The organism is Halomonas saccharevitans (genome assembly GCF_032333995.1).
GTDB lineage: Bacteria > Pseudomonadota > Gammaproteobacteria > Pseudomonadales > Halomonadaceae > Halomonas > Halomonas saccharevitans.
This window is the reverse complement of sequence record NZ_JAVXUR010000001.1, coordinates 983,977-1,002,230: the sequence shown is the minus strand read 5'-3', so window position 1 is coordinate 1,002,230 and position 18,254 is coordinate 983,977. Positions and strand designations below refer to the sequence as shown.

General features: G+C 61.2%; 21 protein-coding genes. 11 read left to right on the top strand and 10 right to left on the bottom strand.

The genetic code is table 11. The features are described from left to right. Positions 1–366 precede the first annotated feature (366 nt). The 4 genes from RSO68_RS04650 to RSO68_RS04635 all read left to right on the top strand — a co-directional run bounded on the left by RSO68_RS04650 (position 367) and on the right by RSO68_RS04635 (position 3,782). Positions 367–1,536, top strand: a complete 1,170-nt coding sequence (locus RSO68_RS04650; protein ID WP_315585609.1) for an ImmA/IrrE family metallo-endopeptidase — start codon at positions 367–369, stop codon at positions 1,534–1,536. A gap of 1 nt (position 1,537) precedes the next feature. Beyond that, on the top strand, positions 1,538–2,005 hold the full coding sequence (locus RSO68_RS04645) for a DUF4411 family protein (protein ID WP_315585608.1): 468 nt from the start codon (positions 1,538–1,540) through the stop codon (positions 2,003–2,005). Between the two features lie 431 nt (positions 2,006–2,436). Next, complete coding sequence (locus tag RSO68_RS04640) at positions 2,437–3,282, top strand: hypothetical protein (RefSeq protein WP_315585607.1); 846 nt, start codon at positions 2,437–2,439, stop codon at positions 3,280–3,282. Further along, positions 3,279–3,782: a hypothetical protein gene (locus tag RSO68_RS04635; RefSeq protein ID WP_315585606.1), complete on the top strand. Its 504-nt coding sequence runs from the start codon at positions 3,279–3,281 to the stop codon at positions 3,780–3,782. The genes RSO68_RS04640 and RSO68_RS04635 overlap by 4 nt, the downstream gene beginning before the upstream one ends. Positions 3,783–4,135: 353 nt before the next feature. Here RSO68_RS04635 and RSO68_RS04630 read toward each other — a convergent pair whose 3' ends face one another. Both RSO68_RS04630 and RSO68_RS04625 read right to left on the bottom strand, forming a co-directional pair. Beyond that, positions 4,136–4,474 carry a hypothetical protein gene (locus RSO68_RS04630; protein WP_315585605.1) on the bottom strand — a complete coding sequence of 113 codons (339 nt, stop codon included), beginning with the start codon at positions 4,472–4,474 and terminating at the stop codon, positions 4,136–4,138. Between the two features lie 120 nt (positions 4,475–4,594). Beyond that, on the bottom strand, positions 4,595–5,044 hold the full coding sequence (locus RSO68_RS04625; protein ID WP_315585604.1) for a YHS domain-containing (seleno)protein: 450 nt from the start codon (positions 5,042–5,044) through the stop codon (positions 4,595–4,597). A gap of 162 nt (positions 5,045–5,206) precedes the next feature. On the opposite strand from RSO68_RS04625, the gene RSO68_RS04620 reads away from it, so the two are divergent. Both RSO68_RS04620 and RSO68_RS04615 read left to right on the top strand, forming a co-directional pair. Next, a complete protein-coding gene (locus tag RSO68_RS04620; RefSeq protein ID WP_138180687.1) occupies positions 5,207–5,647 on the top strand; it encodes a YtoQ family protein in 441 nt (146 codons plus the stop codon). A 111-nt stretch (positions 5,648–5,758) separates the two neighbouring features. Continuing rightward, a complete protein-coding gene (locus RSO68_RS04615) occupies positions 5,759–6,733 on the top strand; it encodes an alpha/beta hydrolase (protein WP_315585603.1) in 975 nt (324 codons plus the stop codon). 13 nt (positions 6,734–6,746) lie between these two features. On the opposite strand, the gene RSO68_RS04610 is transcribed toward RSO68_RS04615, so the two are convergent. Continuing rightward, positions 6,747–7,562, bottom strand: a complete 816-nt coding sequence (locus tag RSO68_RS04610; protein ID WP_315585602.1) for a peptidoglycan-binding protein — start codon at positions 7,560–7,562, stop codon at positions 6,747–6,749. A gap of 221 nt (positions 7,563–7,783) precedes the next feature. Between RSO68_RS04610 and RSO68_RS04605 the strand changes: the two genes are divergently transcribed. Both RSO68_RS04605 and RSO68_RS04600 read left to right on the top strand, forming a co-directional pair. Further along, positions 7,784–8,605: a MotA/TolQ/ExbB proton channel family protein gene (locus tag RSO68_RS04605; RefSeq protein WP_315585601.1), complete on the top strand. Its 822-nt coding sequence runs from the start codon at positions 7,784–7,786 to the stop codon at positions 8,603–8,605. Further along, on the top strand, positions 8,598–9,503 hold the full coding sequence (locus RSO68_RS04600) for a flagellar motor protein MotB (protein WP_315585600.1): 906 nt from the start codon (positions 8,598–8,600) through the stop codon (positions 9,501–9,503). Before RSO68_RS04605 ends, RSO68_RS04600 begins: the two co-directional genes overlap by 8 nt. Here the strand turns inward: RSO68_RS04600 and RSO68_RS04595 are convergent. The 4 genes from RSO68_RS04595 to RSO68_RS04580 all read right to left on the bottom strand — a co-directional run bounded on the left by RSO68_RS04595 (position 9,485) and on the right by RSO68_RS04580 (position 13,130). Then, complete coding sequence (locus RSO68_RS04595; protein ID WP_315585599.1) at positions 9,485–10,114, bottom strand: response regulator transcription factor; 630 nt, start codon at positions 10,112–10,114, stop codon at positions 9,485–9,487. The genes RSO68_RS04600 and RSO68_RS04595 overlap by 19 nt on opposite strands. A gap of 78 nt (positions 10,115–10,192) precedes the next feature. After that, positions 10,193–11,845 carry a PAS domain-containing sensor histidine kinase gene (locus RSO68_RS04590; protein WP_315585598.1) on the bottom strand — a complete coding sequence of 551 codons (1,653 nt, stop codon included), beginning with the start codon at positions 11,843–11,845 and terminating at the stop codon, positions 10,193–10,195. After that, on the bottom strand, positions 11,845–12,513 hold the full coding sequence (locus RSO68_RS04585) for a 2OG-Fe(II) oxygenase (RefSeq protein ID WP_315585597.1): 669 nt from the start codon (positions 12,511–12,513) through the stop codon (positions 11,845–11,847). The genes RSO68_RS04590 and RSO68_RS04585 overlap by 1 nt, the downstream gene beginning before the upstream one ends. Then, positions 12,510–13,130: a CoA pyrophosphatase gene (locus RSO68_RS04580; RefSeq protein WP_089851698.1), complete on the bottom strand. Its 621-nt coding sequence runs from the start codon at positions 13,128–13,130 to the stop codon at positions 12,510–12,512. Before RSO68_RS04580 ends, RSO68_RS04585 begins: the two co-directional genes overlap by 4 nt. A gap of 103 nt (positions 13,131–13,233) precedes the next feature. Between RSO68_RS04580 and RSO68_RS04575 the strand changes: the two genes are divergently transcribed. Then, positions 13,234–13,791 (top strand): NUDIX hydrolase, encoded by a 558-nt coding sequence (locus RSO68_RS04575; RefSeq protein WP_315585596.1) that lies wholly within the window; start codon positions 13,234–13,236, stop codon positions 13,789–13,791. 103 nt (positions 13,792–13,894) lie between these two features. Here the strand turns inward: RSO68_RS04575 and RSO68_RS04570 are convergent, their stop codons facing one another. Together RSO68_RS04570 and RSO68_RS04565 are read right to left on the bottom strand one after the other, a co-directional pair. Next, positions 13,895–14,650 carry an SDR family NAD(P)-dependent oxidoreductase gene (locus RSO68_RS04570; protein WP_315585595.1) on the bottom strand — a complete coding sequence of 252 codons (756 nt, stop codon included), beginning with the start codon at positions 14,648–14,650 and terminating at the stop codon, positions 13,895–13,897. A gap of 354 nt (positions 14,651–15,004) precedes the next feature. Beyond that, positions 15,005–15,316, bottom strand: coding sequence for a Nif3-like dinuclear metal center hexameric protein (locus RSO68_RS04565; RefSeq protein ID WP_089851692.1), 312 nt, complete (start codon positions 15,314–15,316; stop codon positions 15,005–15,007). 254 nt (positions 15,317–15,570) lie between these two features. Here RSO68_RS04565 and RSO68_RS04560 point away from each other — a divergent pair, with 254 nt between their 5' ends. Then, complete coding sequence (locus RSO68_RS04560) at positions 15,571–16,101, top strand: fasciclin domain-containing protein (RefSeq protein WP_315585594.1); 531 nt, start codon at positions 15,571–15,573, stop codon at positions 16,099–16,101. Positions 16,102–16,286: 185 nt separating this feature from the next. Beyond that, positions 16,287–17,135 carry a fructosamine kinase family protein gene (locus tag RSO68_RS04555; protein WP_315585593.1) on the top strand — a complete coding sequence of 283 codons (849 nt, stop codon included), beginning with the start codon at positions 16,287–16,289 and terminating at the stop codon, positions 17,133–17,135. 3 nt (positions 17,136–17,138) lie between these two features. Here the strand turns inward: RSO68_RS04555 and RSO68_RS04550 are convergent, their stop codons facing one another. Next, a complete protein-coding gene (locus tag RSO68_RS04550; protein WP_315585592.1) occupies positions 17,139–18,254 on the bottom strand; it encodes an ABC transporter permease in 1,116 nt (371 codons plus the stop codon).

Here is an 18,254-nt window from a genome sequence, read left to right as displayed (position 1 = left end):
TCTCAGGATGGAGACGCTTCTTTCCCATAGCGGCCAGGAAGGCGGCACCTCACGGGCCTGTCGTGGCGGTAGCGTGGCTCGTACTTTTAATGCCAGCTACGTTGGCCCACGCGTGTGTGGGCAATGTTTCTCGCCAGGCTTTGGCATTACGGCATTACAAGCTGCTATCACCCTAGATATGTCGTTTCGAAAATAGCGGTAGGTACGTTAGCACTTATATGGTTTTTCCTTATTTTGTTAAATGACTAAAAATTTGCATTGGCTTTCGGAAGAAAACCTTTGATGGGAATTTGTGTCGTAGCGCTATTTAAAATATAAGAGCGTGCTTCATGTTGATTTTTATATTAATTGTAAAGGGGTGGGTTAATGACTATTAGTCATCGAGCTGAAATCAACCCAGAACTTTTAGTATGGGCTAGAGAAAGTATACGGATGGATGTGGCCTATGCCGCCAAGAAATTAAGAATTACAGAGGAAAAGCTTAAGAATTGGGAGGCAGGTGTTGAGCGGCCAACAGTAAGGCAGTTAAGAGGTGTTGCTAAATCTTATAAGATAAACTTTGGGGCGTTTTTTCTTCCTGAGCCGCCAGAATTATTCAAATCACCAGTAAAGGATTTTAGAAGGCATCACGGAAGCACTGCTTTAGATATTAATCCGGAAATATATATTGACCTAAGGAGTAATTTAAACTCAAGAGAGATTGCTGTGGAGCTTGAGTCTGAGCTTGGTGAAAATCAAGAAAGTTTCCAGTTGTTTTGCTCTTTAGAAGAAAGTCCGAGCGAAGTGGCAAAGCGAATTCGGAAATCAATAGGAATGTCGTTTTCTAAACAGAAAACTGCAAGAACCAGTCGCCAAGCATTTAACATGTGGCGGGAATTAATTGCTGAACTTGGTTGCCTTGTTTTGCAGTCAACTAAGATTGATTTGAATGAAATGCGTGGTTATTCAGTGTTTTTCGATTACAAACCTCTGCTAGTGGTTAATAGGAAAGACGCTTATTCAGCCAGAACATTTACTCTTCTTCATGAGCTCACCCATATTCTTCTGCGATCAAGTGGGTTGTGCGACTTGAGCAGCAATACTAGTATGCCACCTCATGAGCAAAAACTTGAGGTGTTTTGTAATAAAGTGGCATCACAAGCTCTAGTTCCTGATGAGTACTTGCTATCTTATCCTGCTATTAGAAACACTGAACCTGAAGGATGGAACGATCAGATACTTTCTCCTATTTCGAGAGACTTTGGTGTTAGTAGGGAAGTGATTCTGAGAAAATTACTAGATCATAATCTAACCACTCAATCGTTTTATGAAGAAAACAGAGAAAGATATCGGCAAGATGCAGAGATTGCTAAGAAAAAGAGTAAAGGTGGGTTTGTTACACCTTCAGTTGATACTGTGAGTTCTAAAGGAAAACAGTTTGTATCGCTTGTTTTTGATGCGATGAATTCTTCATTGATCACATCAAGCGATGCTTCTGATTACCTTGGTGTCAAAGCAAAGCATTTTCCAAAGATTGAATTAAGTGTGGAGAGCTAGTATGAACGATGCAAGATATGTAATCGATACTTGCTCTTTAACAAAAATGAGGCATACTTATCCTAAAGACGTTTTTCCAACGGCATGGGCTAAGTTAACAGAGATTTCTGAAGCTGGAGTAATAATATCAGCAGAGGATGTGTTAGAGGAGTTAAGTGCTTTTGATGATGAGGTTCTTGAATGGGCGCAAGGCCAATCTGAATTTTTTTATCCCCTTGATCAAAAAGTTCAAAGGGCGGCTACCGATATATTAGGAAAATATCCTGGGTTGCTCGATTTAAAGAAAAACAAATCAAGTGGCGATCCATTTATAATAGCTACTGCCTTATGTAATAAGTGTTCAGTGGTTACTGAGGAGAAGTTTAGTAATTCACCAGTTAGACCTAAGATCCCCAATGTTTGCAAAGCAGTTGGAGTAGAGTGTATTACCATTGTAGATATGTTTCGGAGAGAAGGGTTGCGAGTTTAGCCAATTATAAATATAAAACCATATTAATTGGCTAAGTGAATTCCTCTTAGTGTTTGTTAGGTGCATTGATCAAGGAGGAGAAAAACGACAGCTCCAGTATTAACGATGAAGCAGCTACTGAGCGGAGTGGGAAAATGCAAAGCGTGAGTCCGTCATTGACGGCAAACTTTGAATAGAGTTGACAGGTTTTTATTGATTTCTGGTGAATCATACCCTCTGAAGTAAGCTTATGCTCTAGCAGCCAATTTCCCACCTGCAAAATATACCACGAATCAAATGAAGGCGGTCTTGAAAAAGCTTTCAGTAGAGTTTTTGAGTATGAAGCAGCAAAAAATATAAACAATTGGAGCAGATCCAATAAACGTTGAAGAGTGAAATGAGGCTCTGTCCCCTATTTTCCTCCATGCAGCTCCTCGTCATCAGGGGATATTATGTTAGGTATTTGTATTCGTTGCCCTTCTAAAGATTGCGAAAAATCGGAGGTGGGCACATTTGAATTTTGCCAATACGGTGTTGCGTTTTACAATACTGGGAGTGTTATCAAGAAGAAAGAAGAATCTGTTACTTTAAGGCATATATCTCATAATTTAAGGCATGAGTTAAACAAAGTTCTTCAAGCGATTGTTGCAGAAGCGTCTCTCATAGACCCTACGGTAAGCACTAAAAGGATTGATCTTGAAAACCCCGCTAGTAAAATTGTTGGTGCGACGGTAATAATTGATCAATTTATAGAAATGATTGCAGGAGTCAATGAGTTCCATCCAAGCTCTCATTACTCCGCAAACCTGGATAAAAAGGTCAATCTTTTAAAGGTTTTGGATAAGTACTCAAAAGTGTTTTCTTTGATTGTTAATACTCGCAGGTCTAAAAATATTAATTTCCAATTTGATGTTGATGAGAAGACCAATATAACCTTTGCCTCACACATGATTGAGTATATAGTCTCGATAATGATGGATAATATTTGGAAATATAGTATTGATGAAAGCACTGCAACTATTAGTGCCAAGGAAAACAAAAACCATGATATTGAGCTAAGGTTCACTAATGTATCTAGGCCAATTATCGATCCAGGGGTTATTTTTGAAAAAGGCTTTCAATCAAAAGAGGAGTCTGAAGGCTTTGGTTATGGTTTATATTGGGCGCAAGTACTTATCCAGCACTATAACGAGCTTAGCAAAAGAACTTCTGACCTCTTAGAGCTTGTGCATGAGCAAGAGCTCATGGATGACGAGAAAGCAAAGCAGGTATTTATAATCAGGAATTTAAGAGCATGAAGCATAAGCCACTGAAAGGGTTTGGTAAGTTTCTGATGAGAATAAACAATGTAAATATTTGCATTGTGGATGATGAAGATATCTATTTCAACCCAAGAATGTTGGGTATAGCCAAAAATGCGGGTTTTGGTAAAATTGAAAGGTACTCAAAAATAGATACTCCACTGCTCAATAAGCTGCAGAACAAACCTTATGATATTGTAATATTAGATGTGCAAGGGATTACGGAACCTGACGTGGCCAAAGACGGAATGCAAATAGCTTCTTTGCTAAGTAGAACCACTAGCAGTTATATCGTAGTGACATCAGCACATCAGTTCCATTTGGTGAACGATATGACTAAAGTTGACTACATAATGGAAAACAAGATTCAAACCACGGTAGATTTTGTTGATGAGTTAATCGAGATAGTAGACGATTTTCTGGATAAAAAATCTTCTTTTTATAAAAAGTCTCTATTTAAAGCTGGTTTTTTCTTGGTTAAGAGGAGTGCTGCATGACGAGTTTTTTAATATAATCCAAAATTTTCCTCTTGCTCCGCTGTTTTATCTGGCAATTATTTTTCTTTGAATGACGTGTTTTAGTAGTGCTGAACTATTGTTTGTGCCCGTTTATGGTCTCGTTCTCATATGCGGCTTCGATAACGAGGCTGCTACTTAGTTTAAAGACCGTGGGGTGGCCCAATATTCTTTCGATGCGATTCAATCGAGTTGCTGTGCCGCTCACTGACCGACGGCACTATGCACTTCGAACGCTCCCCGCCTGCTCAAACGAGCGTCGACGACGACCCACCAATACACAAAAGGGCCCGCGATCTCGCGGGCCCTTTTCGTTGCGGTACCGAAGCGTCTGTCTAGGCGACGTCGGCAGCCGTCTGGAAGTGCGCCCTGGCGTGGTGGTAGAGCACGCCGGCGTAGCCGTTGCGCTGCATGACCTTGAGGATCTTCGCCGGGTTGTTGTCCTCCAGCGCCTTGTGCAATTTTGCCCGCTGCTCGGCATCGAGGGCTTCGTACCAGTGGAAGGGCTCGCCTTGCGCGTCGCCTTCCTCGGCCTTGGCGATGAGGTCCATCTCGACGCGTCCACCGAGGCGGTAGAGGATGTCGTAGCCCTCCTGCAGGAGAGTCGACGGCACGTCGCTCGGCTTCTCGAGACCTTCCAGCACGTTGTAGTAGTAATAGCTCAGCGGTTGCATTTGGCTCCTCCGGGGGTAGGCCATGGATCCGTCCCTGGCGTGTTCTCCTGAGTCTTCATCCTGCCTGAGCCATGGCGAGGCGCTCAATAGAAAAATGCGCCTGTCTCTGCCCCCATTGCCTCACCCCCCGAAGATATCCGGCCAGTGCGCGTCGGCCGCCTCGATCTTGCCGGGAATGTCGCGCTCCCAGCGCCACTGAATCCACTTGCTGTAATTCAGGTAGAGCCTGTCGTCGACGATCTTCCACGCCTCGGGCACGGTCGAGGCGGCCTCGCCGTTGGCCGCCGCCCAGGCGCACCAGCCGCCGTACTGCGGGGCATAGGCCTCGGGGTCGGCCTGGAACAGGTCGCGATGCTCGGCCGAGGCGAACTGCCAGGTGGCCTCGTGCCACTCCCACTGGAACTCGGGGGAGCCCGCCACCGGCTCGCCCTGGGTGAAGTAGGCCACCGGGTCGGTGCCGCCGATGGCCAGGCCATCCCGGGTGAAGATGCGCCCGTCGGCGGCTGCGCCCAGCGACCAGGCCAGGCCGATCGACAGGGCGAAGGCCATCCACCAGCGTTTGAGATTCATGATCGGTCTCCTCTCGCGTCTGCGTGCATGGCGCTCTGTCGCGATGCGGCTCCCGGCCTTACAGGCGGGCTCGGTGAGGCGCCTCTCATATATGGAAGGGATTTCCACTCGCACCACGGCTGGGCTACCATGGCGGTCACACTTCCCTGTCCTGGAACCCGCATGAGCTTTTACGTCTATCTCTCCGGCGAGATCCACACCGACTGGCGCGACGAGATCCAGCGCGGCGCCGAGGCCGCCGGCCTCGATGTCGTCTTCACCGCGCCGGTCACCGATCACGACGCCAGCGATGCCGCCGGCGATCACCTGGGCCCGCAGAGCGAGGGCTTCTGGCGCGACCACAAGTCGTCCAAGGTGAACGCCATCCGTACCAAGACGCTGATCGAGCAGAGCGATCTGGTGGTGGTGCGCTTCGGCGACCAGTACAAGCAGTGGAACGCGGCCTTCGATGCCGGCTACTGCGCGGCGCTGGGCAAGCCCTACGTCACCCTCCACGGCGAGTCGATCATCCACCCGCTGAAGGAGGTCGACGCCTCGGCCATGGCCTGGGCCACCACCACCGAGCAGGTGGTCGAGATCCTGCGCTACGTCCTCAAGGCCTGAGGCCGCGAGAGCCACGCGCTCGGCCGGGCCCCGCCTGGCCGAGCGCGTGCGCTGTGCTAGCTTGAAGGGACCGGGCAGGGCCACCTGCCGCTCACCGCGAGGTGGCCCTTCATGCTGTTCATCACCAATCGCTTTCCCACCCAGAGCATCCGCACCCGGGCCAATCGCCCCTTCGCCTTCGATCTCAAGAACAACGCGGCCAGCAACTCCGTCTTCTACTGCGAGGAGGTAGGTTTGGGGCAGTATCAGGAGGTCGGCAGCACGGCGTTTCTGCGCCGCCTCAAGGAATCCAACGCCCGGCAGGTGCTGATCTATCTCCACGGCTTCTCCAACCTGCCCGAGGACGTGTTCGTCGCGGTACGTGAGTTCCAGGCCCTGTGCGATGCCAGCGCCCCCGGCGAGGTGCTGGTGGTGCCGCTGATCTGGCCCTGCGACAACGACCTGGGTGTCGTCAAGGATTACTGGGACGACCAGGAGTCGGCCGACATGAGCGCCTTCTCCTTCGCCCGGGTGCTGCAGCGCTTCCTGGATTGGCGCGAGGGCGATCAGTTCGCGACGGACCCCACACCCTGTCTCAAGCGTATCAACGTGCTTGCTCACTCCATGGGCAACCGGGTGCTGAGAGAGACGCTGCGGCTGTGGCGCAAGTACTACCTGCCGGGTGGGGTGCCGCTGCTGTTTCGCAACACCTTCCTGATTGCCGCCGATATCGTCAACGAGTCGCTGGAGGAGGGGAACGCCGGCGAGCCCATCACGCATGCCTCGCGCAACGTCACCGTCTACTTCGCCTCCGATGACCTGGCGCTGCGCGCCAGCAAGGCCTCGAACCTGCGCAACCGCATTGCCTCGCGGCGCCTCGGCCACTCCGGCCCGGAGGACATGGCGAAGGTGGGGCGCAACGTCTTCGCCGTGGACTGCGACGACGTCAACACCCGCTACGACTACCCCAAGGGGCACTCCTACTTCCGCTCGGGCGAGGTCTTCGGCGAGCCCGGCGTGGTCTTCCTGCACCTCTTCGCCGCGCTGAAGACCGGCCGCGTCTTCCCCGAGGACGAGACCCGCCGCATGACCATACTGCGCGACTGACGCGCGCGTCGGCTCAGAGCTTGGCCGCCTGCACGTGCATCCAGTCGAAGTTGCGCGTGCGGCCGAGGCTGACCCAGCCCTCTTCCTCCCAGATCTGCCACCAGGTGTCGTAGTCCGGCCGCGCCATTCGGGCGCGGTCGCGCCCCCACTTGAGCTTGTTATGGGCGGGGTCCCAGTCGATGGCGATGCCCCAGGCGTGGGTCGACCAGGCGGTGCCGCCCCGCTTGCGCCGCTTGTTGTAGCAGCCGCCGTAGCGGTGCAGCCCCAGCTCTCTGAGTCGCTCGGGGCCGTAGTGATCGTTCACTCTCGAAAGGATGCGGGTCAGGCTCTCCGCCACCATCTCGTGGCAGCCGATCCCGCTCGCGCGGGTGCCGAGGTCCCAGGCGAGGCAGAGTTGCCAGGGGCAGGGCACCACCACCATCGGCGGCCTGCGGGTCGGTGAGCCCAGCGCCGTCTTGAGCTCCGCCTCGCGGACCCAGCCGTTGGGGTTGGTATCAAGCGGCTGGTGATCCCGCCAGGGGGTGGGCGGCTGGCCGGTCTCCTGGATGGTGGCCAGCACCTCGGCCGCGTACTCGGTCTGCGGGCCCCACAGGCCATCGATCGGACCGACCTCGATCTTGTGCAGGCGACAGGCGATCTGCAGGCAGGTGACGGCGCGTCGCCTGTCGCTCCAGGCGTCGACCTCTGCCGGCACCAGGTCGGCATGGGCGTGGAAGGCGTCCTTCATCGCGGCGTGGGTCTTCGGGCCGCGCAGGCCGTCGATCCTGCCTCGGTAGGTGCCGCTCCTGGCGAGAAACCGTTGAAGGGTCCTGACGTCCGTCCTGTTCATCTCGGCCTCTCCCTTGCTCAGTCAACGCATCCACGTTTCGCGGGATGCCTGATGGCAGTGTAGGTAGGGATGTCGTTGCCAACCTCGTAAGGGCTGCCGGGACGGGAGGCAGCACGTCAGACCGGATGGTGTATGCTGTGGTGCCGCTAAAGGGCATGTTAATTTAGGGGCCGTGCCAGGCAACAGGCGCCAGGGAAAACAAGAGCAGCGGAGTAAAGGCCATGGATTTTGCAACCATCATCGGCATGCTGGGCGCCACCGCCCTGATCGCCGGCGCGATAGGGCTCGGCGACTCGCCGATGATATTTATCAACCCCATTAGCCTGCTGATCGTGTTTGGCGGCAGCCTGATGGTGGTGCTGTCACAGCTGCGCTTCAGCGAGTGCCGCATGGCGCTGACCGCGGCGAGCCGCGCCTTTCGCAATACGCTGCCGGATACGTCCCAGACCATCGAGGAGATGCTCGAGGTCGCCCACCTGGCGCGCAAGGGTGGCCTGCTGGCGCTGGAAGATTTCGAGACGCGCTCGCGCTACCTCCAGCAGGGCCTGCAGATGCTGGCAGATGGGTTCGATCAGAAGGTGATCAAGGAGATGCTCGACAAGGAGCGCCTGATGACCCTGGATCGCAACCAGACGGGGGCCAAGGCCTTTCGCCTCCTGACCGATGTGGCGCCGGCCATGGGCATGGTCGGTACCCTGATCGGCCTCATCCAGATGCTCTCGAACATGGACGATCCCTCTTCCATTGGCCCGGCCATGGCCGTGGCGCTGTTGACCACGCTCTACGGCGTCTTGCTGGCCAACATCGTCGCCAAGCCCATCGCCGAGAAGCTGGAAACCCGCATGGATCATCAGGAGAAGCTTCAGTCGCTGTGGACGGATGCCCTGATGGCGATCCAGGACGGCAAGAATCCGCGGATCGTGGAGCAGATGCTGCTCACCTACCTGCCGGATGACGTGCGGGATCGGCGCAAGCAGGGCGGCGAAGGCGATGCCGCGACGTCCGGTGACTCGGCGGCCCAGCAGGGCACGTCCAATGGCTAGGCAGAGATCGCGTAGCAAGAACGAGATTCCGGCCTGGATGGTGACCTACGCCGACCTGATGTCGCTTCTCCTCTGCTTCTTCGTGCTGCTGCTGTCCTTTGCCGAGATCGATCTTGAACGCTTCGAGCAGCTGGCCGGGGAGATGTCCAAGGCGTTTGGCGTTCAGCGTGAGGTGCCGGCCGAGACCATCCCCAAGGGGACCAGCGCGGTGATGGATCGCTTTTCGCCGGCCGAGCCTGAGCCGACCCTGCGAGACGAGGTGCGCCAGACGACGACGCGCGAGCGCCCCATGCTCGATACCCATCGAATGCGGCTGGAGCAGCGATTGAAGGCGCTGCAGCGAAACCTGGAAGATCGGCTGCAAACTGCCATCGATGAGGGCGGCGTCGACGTCGAACGTGATGCCAGCAGCGTGGTGATTCGCGTCAACGAGCAGGGCTCCTTTCCCTCGGGGTCGGCGGCGGTGACGCCCTCCTTTGCCGAGCTGCTGGGCGATCTGTCCGACACCCTGGCGGACGCCCCGGGCAGCATCGCCGTGCGCGGCCACACCGACAACGTGCCGGTGCGGAGCTCACGCTATGCCAGCAACTGGGACCTCTCGGCGATGCGCTCGGCGGTGGTGGCGAACCTGCTGCTGGAGAATGAGGCGCTGGCGGCCGGACGGGTGACGGTGACCGGGCACGCCGACACGCGACCGATCGCCTCGAATGACATCGCCGAGGGGCGTGCCCGCAACCGTCGTGTGGAGATCATCATCAAGCTGGGCGACGGCCGGGAGGCGGTCGTGCCGCCTTCACTTTCGGGCCCGGCCATCTTGGATCAGGCCCTCCCGAGTCAGACCCTTCCGGATCAGGCTCTCTCTGATCAGACCGTTTCGGATCAGCTCCCCTCGGGATAGCGGCTCACCAGCTCAAGCGCCACGCAGAGCCGCACCAGCTCGGCCAGGTTGGCCGCGCCCAGCGCCTTCATGGCGCGCAGGCGGTAGACCTCCACCGTCTTGGCGCTGATGCCGAGCTCGGCGGCGATCTCGCGGCTGGTCAGGCCCTCGGCCACGTGCACGAGGATCTGGCGTTCCTTGGGCCGCAGGCCGGCGTAGCGCTCGCGCAGCGCCTCGAGGCGCGCCTGAGCCTGGCGGTGGCGACGGTGCTGGGCCAGGGCCTGCTGCACGGTGTCGATCAGCTGCTGGTGGTTGAAGGGCTTCTCGATGAAGTCGCAGGCGCCCGCCTTGAGCGCCTGCACGGCCATGGGCACGTCGCCGTGGCCGGTCATGAAGATCACCGGGGTGTCGTCGCCGCGCTCGGCGAGCCGCTGCTGCACCTGCAGCCCAGAGAGGCCGGGCATGCGCACGTCGAGCAGGATGACGTCGTGGCGCTCGGGGGCGGCGTCGAGCAGCGCCTCGCCGTCGCCGTAGGCCAGGGTCGAAAGGCCCACCGAGTCGAGCAGCCAGGTCAGGGAGTCGCGCAGGGCCTGGTCGTCGTCGACCACGGCGATACAGGGCTTGTCGGGCACGGGCCCCTCCAGGTGGGGTGAGCAAAGGACGCGGGTGAACGGAAGCCGGGTGAACGTAAGCGGAGTGAATTAAGCCGCTCAGCGGGCCGGCGGCAGCGGCCCGGGCTCGGCGAGCAGTGTACCGGCAAAGGTGGCGCCGCCGGAACCGCCGGCCGGGGCCAGCTCGAGCCGCCCGCCCATCGCCTCCATCAGCGAGTGGCTGATGGCGAGCCCCATGCCGAGGCCCTCGGGGCGCCCCGAATGGAAGGGCGCGAAGATCCGCTCGCGCTCGGCCTCGGCCACGCCGGGGCCGCGATCACTGATGGTGAAACGCACCTCCCGCGGGCCGCTCTGCCGGGCGCTGAGCGTCACCCGGTCGGCGCCGGGATGGGGGCGGCTCGCCTCCAGGGCGTTCAACAGCAGGTTGACCAGCACCTGCTCCAGCGCCACCGGATCGGCCTGCACCCGCGGCAGCGCCTCGGGCAGCGCAGCGTCCAGGGCGATGCCGGCCTGCTGGAACTGCCATTCGCAGAGCCGGCAGGCGGCCTCGACGACCTCGCTCAGCGCCACCGGCCGCGGCCGGGTCTGACCCTTGCGCACGAAGGTGCGGATGTGGCGCAGCCGCTCGGCCAGGCGCTGGACCTGTTCACTGATCCGCTCCAGCGGCACGGTCAGTTCGCCGGCCGGGCCCGTCGGATCGGCCTCGAGGCGCAGCAGGGCGCCGCTGGCGTAGTTGGCGATGGCGCCCAGCGGCTGGTTGAGCTCGTGGGCGATGTTGGAGGCGAGCTCGCCGGTGGTCGCCAGGCGGTTGGCGTGGGCGATCTGCTCCTGGTGGCGGCGCTCCTGGGCCTCGGCGGCCTTGCGCAGGCCGATGTCGCGGTTGATCAGCGACAGATGATCGGGCGCGGCGGCGGGGCCATGGTGGGCCATCACCACGCTGAGCACCGGCACGGGGCCGCGCGGGCCGCGCATCGCGAGCTCGCCGCTCCAGGAGCCGTAGCGCGCCACGGCGGGCAGCACGACCTCGCGCAGCACGGCAAGCGACTCGGGAGTATAGGCCGCGTCGAGATGCAGCGTGTCGGGCCGCTTGTCTGCGGCGCGGGCCAGCAGGCGGCGGGCGGCCTCGTTGGCGGTGAAGATGCGCTCGTCGCCGTCGAGGAACAGCACGTAGTCGGTGGTCGACTCCACCACCCGGGCGAGGCGCTCACGGTGGGCCTCGGCCTGCAGGCGCCGGCTGACGTCCCGGGAGACGCAGAGCACGTCCAGAAGCTCGCCGGTGGCGGGGTCGCGGCGGGTGCGGCTGGTGGTCTCGAACCAGACGTAGTGGCCGTCCTTGGCCCGGAAGCGGTAGGTCTGCTGGTAGAAGCCGTCGTGGTAGTAGATGCGCGGCGACTTGTTGATCAGGTCGGCGAGGTCCGCGGGATGGAAGAGGTCGTAGGCCGAGACGCCGACCAGCTCCTCGGGCGCGTAGCCGAGCAGTTCCCGGGCCGCCGCCGAGGCGTAGAGGAAGGTGCCGTCCCGGGCGTGGCGGGAGATCAGGTCGGTGGTGCTGTCGGCCAGCCACCGGTAGTGGCGCTTCTCCTCCTCCAGCGCCGCGTTCTGTGCCTCGAGCTCGGCTTTTTCCGCTTCCAGCTCGGCTTTTTCCGCTTCCAGCGCTGCGTTGTCCGCTTCGAGCTCGGCTTTTTCCGCTTCCAGTGCCAAGCAGCGCGCCCTGAGTCGCTCGTTCTCCCCCTTGTCGGCCGCGCTCGCCATCAGCGCGCCGGGTCCACCAGGCCACCCAGCGAGGCGTTGCGCCGGAACCAGCCGGCGATGCTCGCCCGCGGCAGGCGGGTCGGCAGCACCTCGTGGGGCACGCGGTCGGAGAGGAAGCAGGCGAAGGTACCTGCCCGCGGGCGCACCCGGGCCACCTCGCGCTCGGGATCGTCGGCGGCGAAGATCACCATCTCGCCGCCGCCGTCCTCGGGCCAATCGGGGTTCAGGTAGCCCACCGTTGAGATCACGCGGTTGGCGCGGCCGCGGAAGCTGTCGAGGTGGCGGCGATAGAAGGCGCCGGGCGGGTAGTGGGCGAAGTGCGCCTCGTACTCGAAGAGCCCCAGGAAGAGCGCCTGGTTGAGCTCCTGCTGCAGCTCGGCCATGGCCTCCAGATACTGGCGGCGGGCCTGGCTCTCGCGGTCCAGCCAGCGGATGGCGTCGCCGCGGATGTCCCGGCGCAGGGCGTGCTCCTGGCCGCGGCCGATGCCGGCGGCCTCCAGCGCCTCGTGGTCGGCCATGGCGTCGAGCTCGTGGTGCAGCGCCGCGCACAGCTCGGCGGGGATGAAGTCCTCGCCGACGTAGAAGCCCTGTTCCACCAGGGCATCGACCAGTTCGGCCAGGCGGGCGCGGGGCAGGGCGGTGGCGAAGGCCTCGCGTGTCGGCATCATGGGCGGGAGACTCCGCGTTCGGGAAGGTGGATCAATTCGCCCGGCGGGCGCTCGAAGAGGCTGATGGGCATGGCGAAGCCCTCGGCGAGCAGCTCCACCAGCATCATCGCCGAGAGTCCCCAGATTACCTGGCCATCGGCCCGGTAGCTGGGCACGTAGTAGTCACGGCCGTCCACCCGGATCACGTCGGTGTGGGTGCGCTGATCCTCCAGGAAGTGCGTCAGCGGCACCTCGAAGATGGCATCGAGCTCGCCGGGATCGGCGATCAGCGGCAGGTCGGGCGGAATCAGCCCCACCCAGGGCGTGACCCGCAGACCGTGCAGCGAGATCACATCCGAGAGCCGTCCGAGCAGCTCCACGCGCTCGGAGGGCAGGGCGATCTCCTCGCGGGATTCACGCAGCGCCGTGGCCAGCAGGTCGGCATCGCCCGGCTCGCGCTTGCCGCCGGGGAAGGCTACCTGGCCGCTGTGAGTATTGAGGTGGCCGGCGCGTCGCGTGAACAGTAGGGTCGGCTCGGGGCGGTCGACAATGGGCAGCAGCACCGCCGCCTCGGGCAGGCGCAGTCTGATCCGGCGCGGGCGGTGTGCTTGCAGGCGTTCACGAAGGTTCTCTAACATGGGGCTTCCATCGGGTTTGATTCCTTCTACTCGGCCGCCATGAGCGGCGTCAAGCCCTGACCGGGCGGCCGCCATGCCGCCCTCCGGCCTGCCAGGGAGCGCCATGAACTTCTGCAGTCACTGTGGCCATACCGTGCGCTTCGCGATTCCGGACGGGGACGATCGTCCTCGCCACTGCTGCGACGAGTGCGGCACCATCCACTACCAGAATCCGCGCATCGTCGCCGGTACCCTGCCGGTGAGCGGCAGCCGGGTGCTGCTGTGTCGCCGCGCCATCTCCCCGCGCAAGGGCTTCTGGACCCTGCCGGCGGGCTACATGGAGAACGCCGAGACCACCGTCGAGGCGGCGGCCCGCGAGACGTGGGAGGAGGCCTGTGCCGAGATCGAGATTCACGGCCTCTACACGCTGATCAACCTGCCGCACATCGACCAGGTCTACATGATCTTCCGGGCCGATCTCGCCGGCGGCTTCGACGCCGGCCCCGAGAGCCTGGAGGTGGCGCTGTTCGAGGAGCACGAGATTCCCTGGGACGAGCTCGCCTTCCCGACCATCGAGCGCACCCTGCGCCACTTCTACGATGACCGGCGGGAGGCGGCCTTTCCGCTGCACGTCAGCGACATCACCGCCGAGGATCGCGAGCGCTATTTCGGCAGCGCTTAGGTTCGGAGGCGCCCAGGCTCGCAAGCGTCTAGATCGACCGCGCCTAGGTTCGGCAGCGCCCCGCCCCGGGGCGCTGCTCGATCTACCGTTCTTCTCGACGGCCTCAGTCGCGCTCGACGTGAGTCGGCGACCAGCTCTGCCGCGTCGGCATGATTTCCAGGAAGTTGATGTTGATATGCGCGGGCAGCGTCGCCACATGGACGATCTGTTCGGCGACGTCCTTGGCCTGCAGCGGCGTGGTGTCGCCGTAGAGCGCCTCGGAGGCGGCCTCGTCGCCCTTGGTGCGCACCAGGGTGAACTCGGTCTCGGCCAGGCCCGGGGCGATATCGGTGACCCGCACGCCGGTGCCCTTGAGGTCGCAGCGCAGGTTGTAGCTGAACTGCTCGACGAACGCCTTGGTGGCGCCGTAGACGTGGCCGCCGGCGTAGGGCCACTTGGCCGCCGCCGAGCCGATGTTGATGATGCTGGCCCCCGCGCCGGTGGCAATCAGCAGCGGCAGCATGGCGTGGGTCACGTTGACCAGGCCGGTGACGTTGGTGTCGATCATGGTGTGCCAGTCGGCCAGGTCGACCTGCTGCGACGGCTGGGGCGCCAGCGCCAGCCCGGCGTTATTGAGCAGGCAGGTGACTCCGCGAAACGCCTCGGGAAGCGACTCGACGGCGTGTTTCACCGCCTCGGCATCGCGCACGTCCAGGGCCAGGGTCAGCATCTCGACGCGCTCGGCGAGCTCCTGCTCCAGGGCGTCCAGCCGCTCCTGGCGGCGACCGGTGAGGATCAGCGACCAGCCGGCGTCGGCGAAGCGCCGGGCGGCGGCGCGGCCGAAGCCGGACGTGGCGCCGGTGATCATGGCGATGGGCATGGGGGTAACCTCCTGAGTGTGAACGGAACATGCGGCCTCGCATCATAGGCCGAGCCGCGGCGCGTCTCCAGCCGCCGGCTTCCTTGGCAGGGCTATCGCAGTTAACTGTCTATCCTATCCGTCCCGTCGACAGGTCTTTGAGGGGGCGCTGTGAACCCCTCCCTGGGCGCTACCGACGCCCTGCTGCGCTCTCGCGTCCCGCTCCGCTTGCAGGTCCGGTGCTGGCCATCCATGGCCAGCCCGTTCGGAGCAATGCTCCTCACCCCTGGCGTAGGCCCCCCTCTTCGACCTGCCCCCGGAGCCCCTTGTCAGATCTAACCGGGATGCCTTGCCTCCTCTGAGGGTGCATGTCGTTCACCAGGTCTCCAGCCGCCAGACGTCGAAGGCCGGCTCCTCGTAGGGGTGGGCCTGCCGCAGGGCGGCCACCGCCTCGCGGATCAATGCATCCTCGCAGACCAGCTCCACCTTCAACTCCTCGACGCGCTCCAGATCGCCGACCCGGCCGATGTGCGGGTCGGCGCCCGGCAGCGGGCGAAACTGCCCGGTGCCCGGGGTCTGGAAGCAGCACGCCTCGTAATCGCCGATGCGCCCCGCGCCGGTGGCGAAGACGGCTTCCTTGACGCGCTCGGCGTCCGCCATCGGCACGAAGAAGGCCAGCTTGTACATGGTCGTGACTCCTCTCTGCTGGGGGATGCCTCTCCTTGTGCCATATCGCGCCGGCGTCGTCAGCCATGATGTTGCCGAGAATGTTGCGGAGAAAAAGAGGCCCCGGAGAAAAATAATACTTGTCCAATATCTATACAGGGTCTAATTTCTGTATAGGTTGAGGCGGAGAGGCCTCCGCCGGGTGTTCCAAGCCAATAGTGAGTTACTTCCGCCGGGCGAGAAGCGTCCGCGGTAAAACAAGAGGAAAGTGCCCCATGAAGACCCTAACCACCTCCATCACTGCCCCTCTTACCACGCCCATGGCCCGCGCCATCGGTGCCGGCATGCTGGGCCTGATGCTCGCCAGCGGCGTGCAGGCCGACAATCACGGCATGAAGAAGGACATTGTCGATACCGCCGTGGGCGCGGGACAGTTCGAGACGCTGGTTGCCGCGGTACAGGCTGCCGAGCTGGTCGAGACCCTCAAGGGTGATGGTCCCTTTACCGTCTTCGCCCCCACCGATGAGGCCTTCGCCGCGCTGCCGGAGGGTACCGTCGAGGACCTGCTCAAGCCCGAGAATCAGGCGACCCTGCAGGCCGTGCTCACCTATCACGTGGTGCCCGGCATGATCATGGCTGAGGACGCCATGGCGGCTGACAGTGCCACCACCGTCCAGGGCCAGGACATCACCATCACCACCATGGACGGCAGCGTGATGATTGATGATGCCACCGTCATCCAGGCGGATATCGAGGCGAGCAACGGTGTCATCCACGTGATCGATGGGGTGCTGATGCCGGAGTAACTTTCCTCCGATCTATCCGCCGAGCCTTTGCCGTTCTTAATCCCGCGCTTGTGTTCTTTGGCCGCCCTCCGGGGCGGTCTTTTTTGTTGGCCTTCCCATTGCTTTGAAAGCGCCGGGTGCTTTGACAACGTCGGCCGGGCTGGCGACCCTCGGGGCCATCGGTACGGAAAAGGAGGCATGACCCCATGGAGCGAACACTGGCGCGACTGCTGGACTCGGCGGCCCTCACGCCGCGAGGAGAGCCCGTTCCCCTCGGCGGTGGCGATATTGCCGAGGTCCAGCGCCTGATGACCGACCAGGGGGCGGTGGTGATCAAGCGCGATGATCCCGCGCGGCTGGCCGGCGAGGCCGACGGCCTGCGCGCCCTGCGCCAGGCCGGCACGCGACTGATCGTGCCTGAGGTGCTGGCCGAGGGCGATGGCTGGCTGGTGATGGAGGCGCTGGAGAGCGGAGGCGGACGCTCCGGGGGCGACGCGGCGTGCCTGGGAGAGGGCCTGCGGGCGCTGCACGCCGATGTCGGCGACGCCCATGGCTGGCCTCACGACAACGCCTGTGGCCTGACGCCCCAGCCCAATGCGCCACTCGTCGACGGTCGCGCCTTCCAGCGCGAACGGCGGTTGCTGCCGCTCGCCGAGGTCTGCCACCAGCGCGGCCTCATGGATAGTGGGCTGCGCCGTCGCCTCGAGGCCATCGCCCAGGGGCTCGAGGCCTGGCTGCCGGATGCCCCGGCGAGCCTGGTGCATGGCGACCTCTGGTCGGGCAACGTGCTCTTCACACCCAAGGGGCCGGCGATCATCGACCCGGCGGTCTATCGTCACTACCCGGAGGTAGACCTGGCCATGCTGACGCTGTTCGGCGCGCCGGGTGACGCCTTCTTCGAGGCCTACTGGAACGGCCGCGCCCCGGCCGACTGGCCGAGGCGCGAGACACTCTTCCAGCTCTATCCGCTGCTCAACCACCTGCTGCTGTTCGGAAGCGGCTACCGCGGGGCGGTCGAGCGGGCCGTGGCGAGGCTGGAATCTGAAACGCGCTGAACGCTACTGTAGCGAGCGCCGCAGACGCGATAGCGCCAGCAGGAAGACAGTGCCACCGATGGCGGCCAGCGCCAGCAGTTGCGGCCAGATCACCGCGATACCGGCGCCTCGGAACAGTACCGCCTGGGCCAGTTGGATGAAGTGGGTCGTGGGTGCGACCAGCATGATCTGTTGCACCAGCTCTGGCATGCTCTCCCGCGGGGTCATACCGCCGGAGAGGATCTGCAAGGGGATCAGCACCAGGATGATCAGCAGCCCCAGCTGAGGCATGGAGCGGGCGATGGTGCCTAACAGTATGCCCATCGAGGTGGTAGCGAAGAGGTGCAGCGCGGCGCCGAACAGGAACAGCTCCACCGAACCGCTCACGGGGACCTCGAGCCAGCCTTGCACGACCAGGCGCAAGGCCAGTGACGAGGCTACCAGCACCACCAGGGCCATGGACCACACCTTGGCCAGCATGATCTCCATCGGGGTGACCGGCATCACCAGCAGGTGTTCTATGGTCCCGTGTTCTCGTTCGCGTATCAGGGCGGCACCGGTCAGGATGATCGACAGCATGGTGATCTGGTCGATTACCGCGTTGATGGCGCCGAACCAGGCCCGGTTCAGGTTGGGGTTGTAGGCAGAACGGACGACCGCCTTCACTGGCATGGCGAGTTCGGCGCGATGTCGGGTCAGAAATTCTCGCACCTCGCTGGAGATGATCTGCTGGATATGTGCGGCGCCCGTAAAGGCCTGAGAGACCTGGGTGGCATCGACATTCAACTGTATCTCGGCGCCCCGGCCACCGAGTAAGTCGCGCTGGAAGTCGGGTGGAATATCCAGGGTGAAGGTGTAGCGTCCGCTATCCATGCCGCTGTCCATTTGTTCCCGGGTGATCGGCTCAGGGGGCAGGAAATAGGGCAGCTGGAAGGCGTCGATCAGTCGCCAGGAGAGCGTTGAGGCATCCTCGTTGACCACGCCGATGGTGGCGCGATGAGGCGACTCGGGAACCGCCGTGGCGCTGATGTAGATGCTCATGCTGAACGCATAGAGGATCAGCAGCAGCATGGCCGGGTCTCGAGCCAGACTGCGCAGTTCCTTGATGCCCAGTTGCAGGATTTTCTCCAGTGATGACAT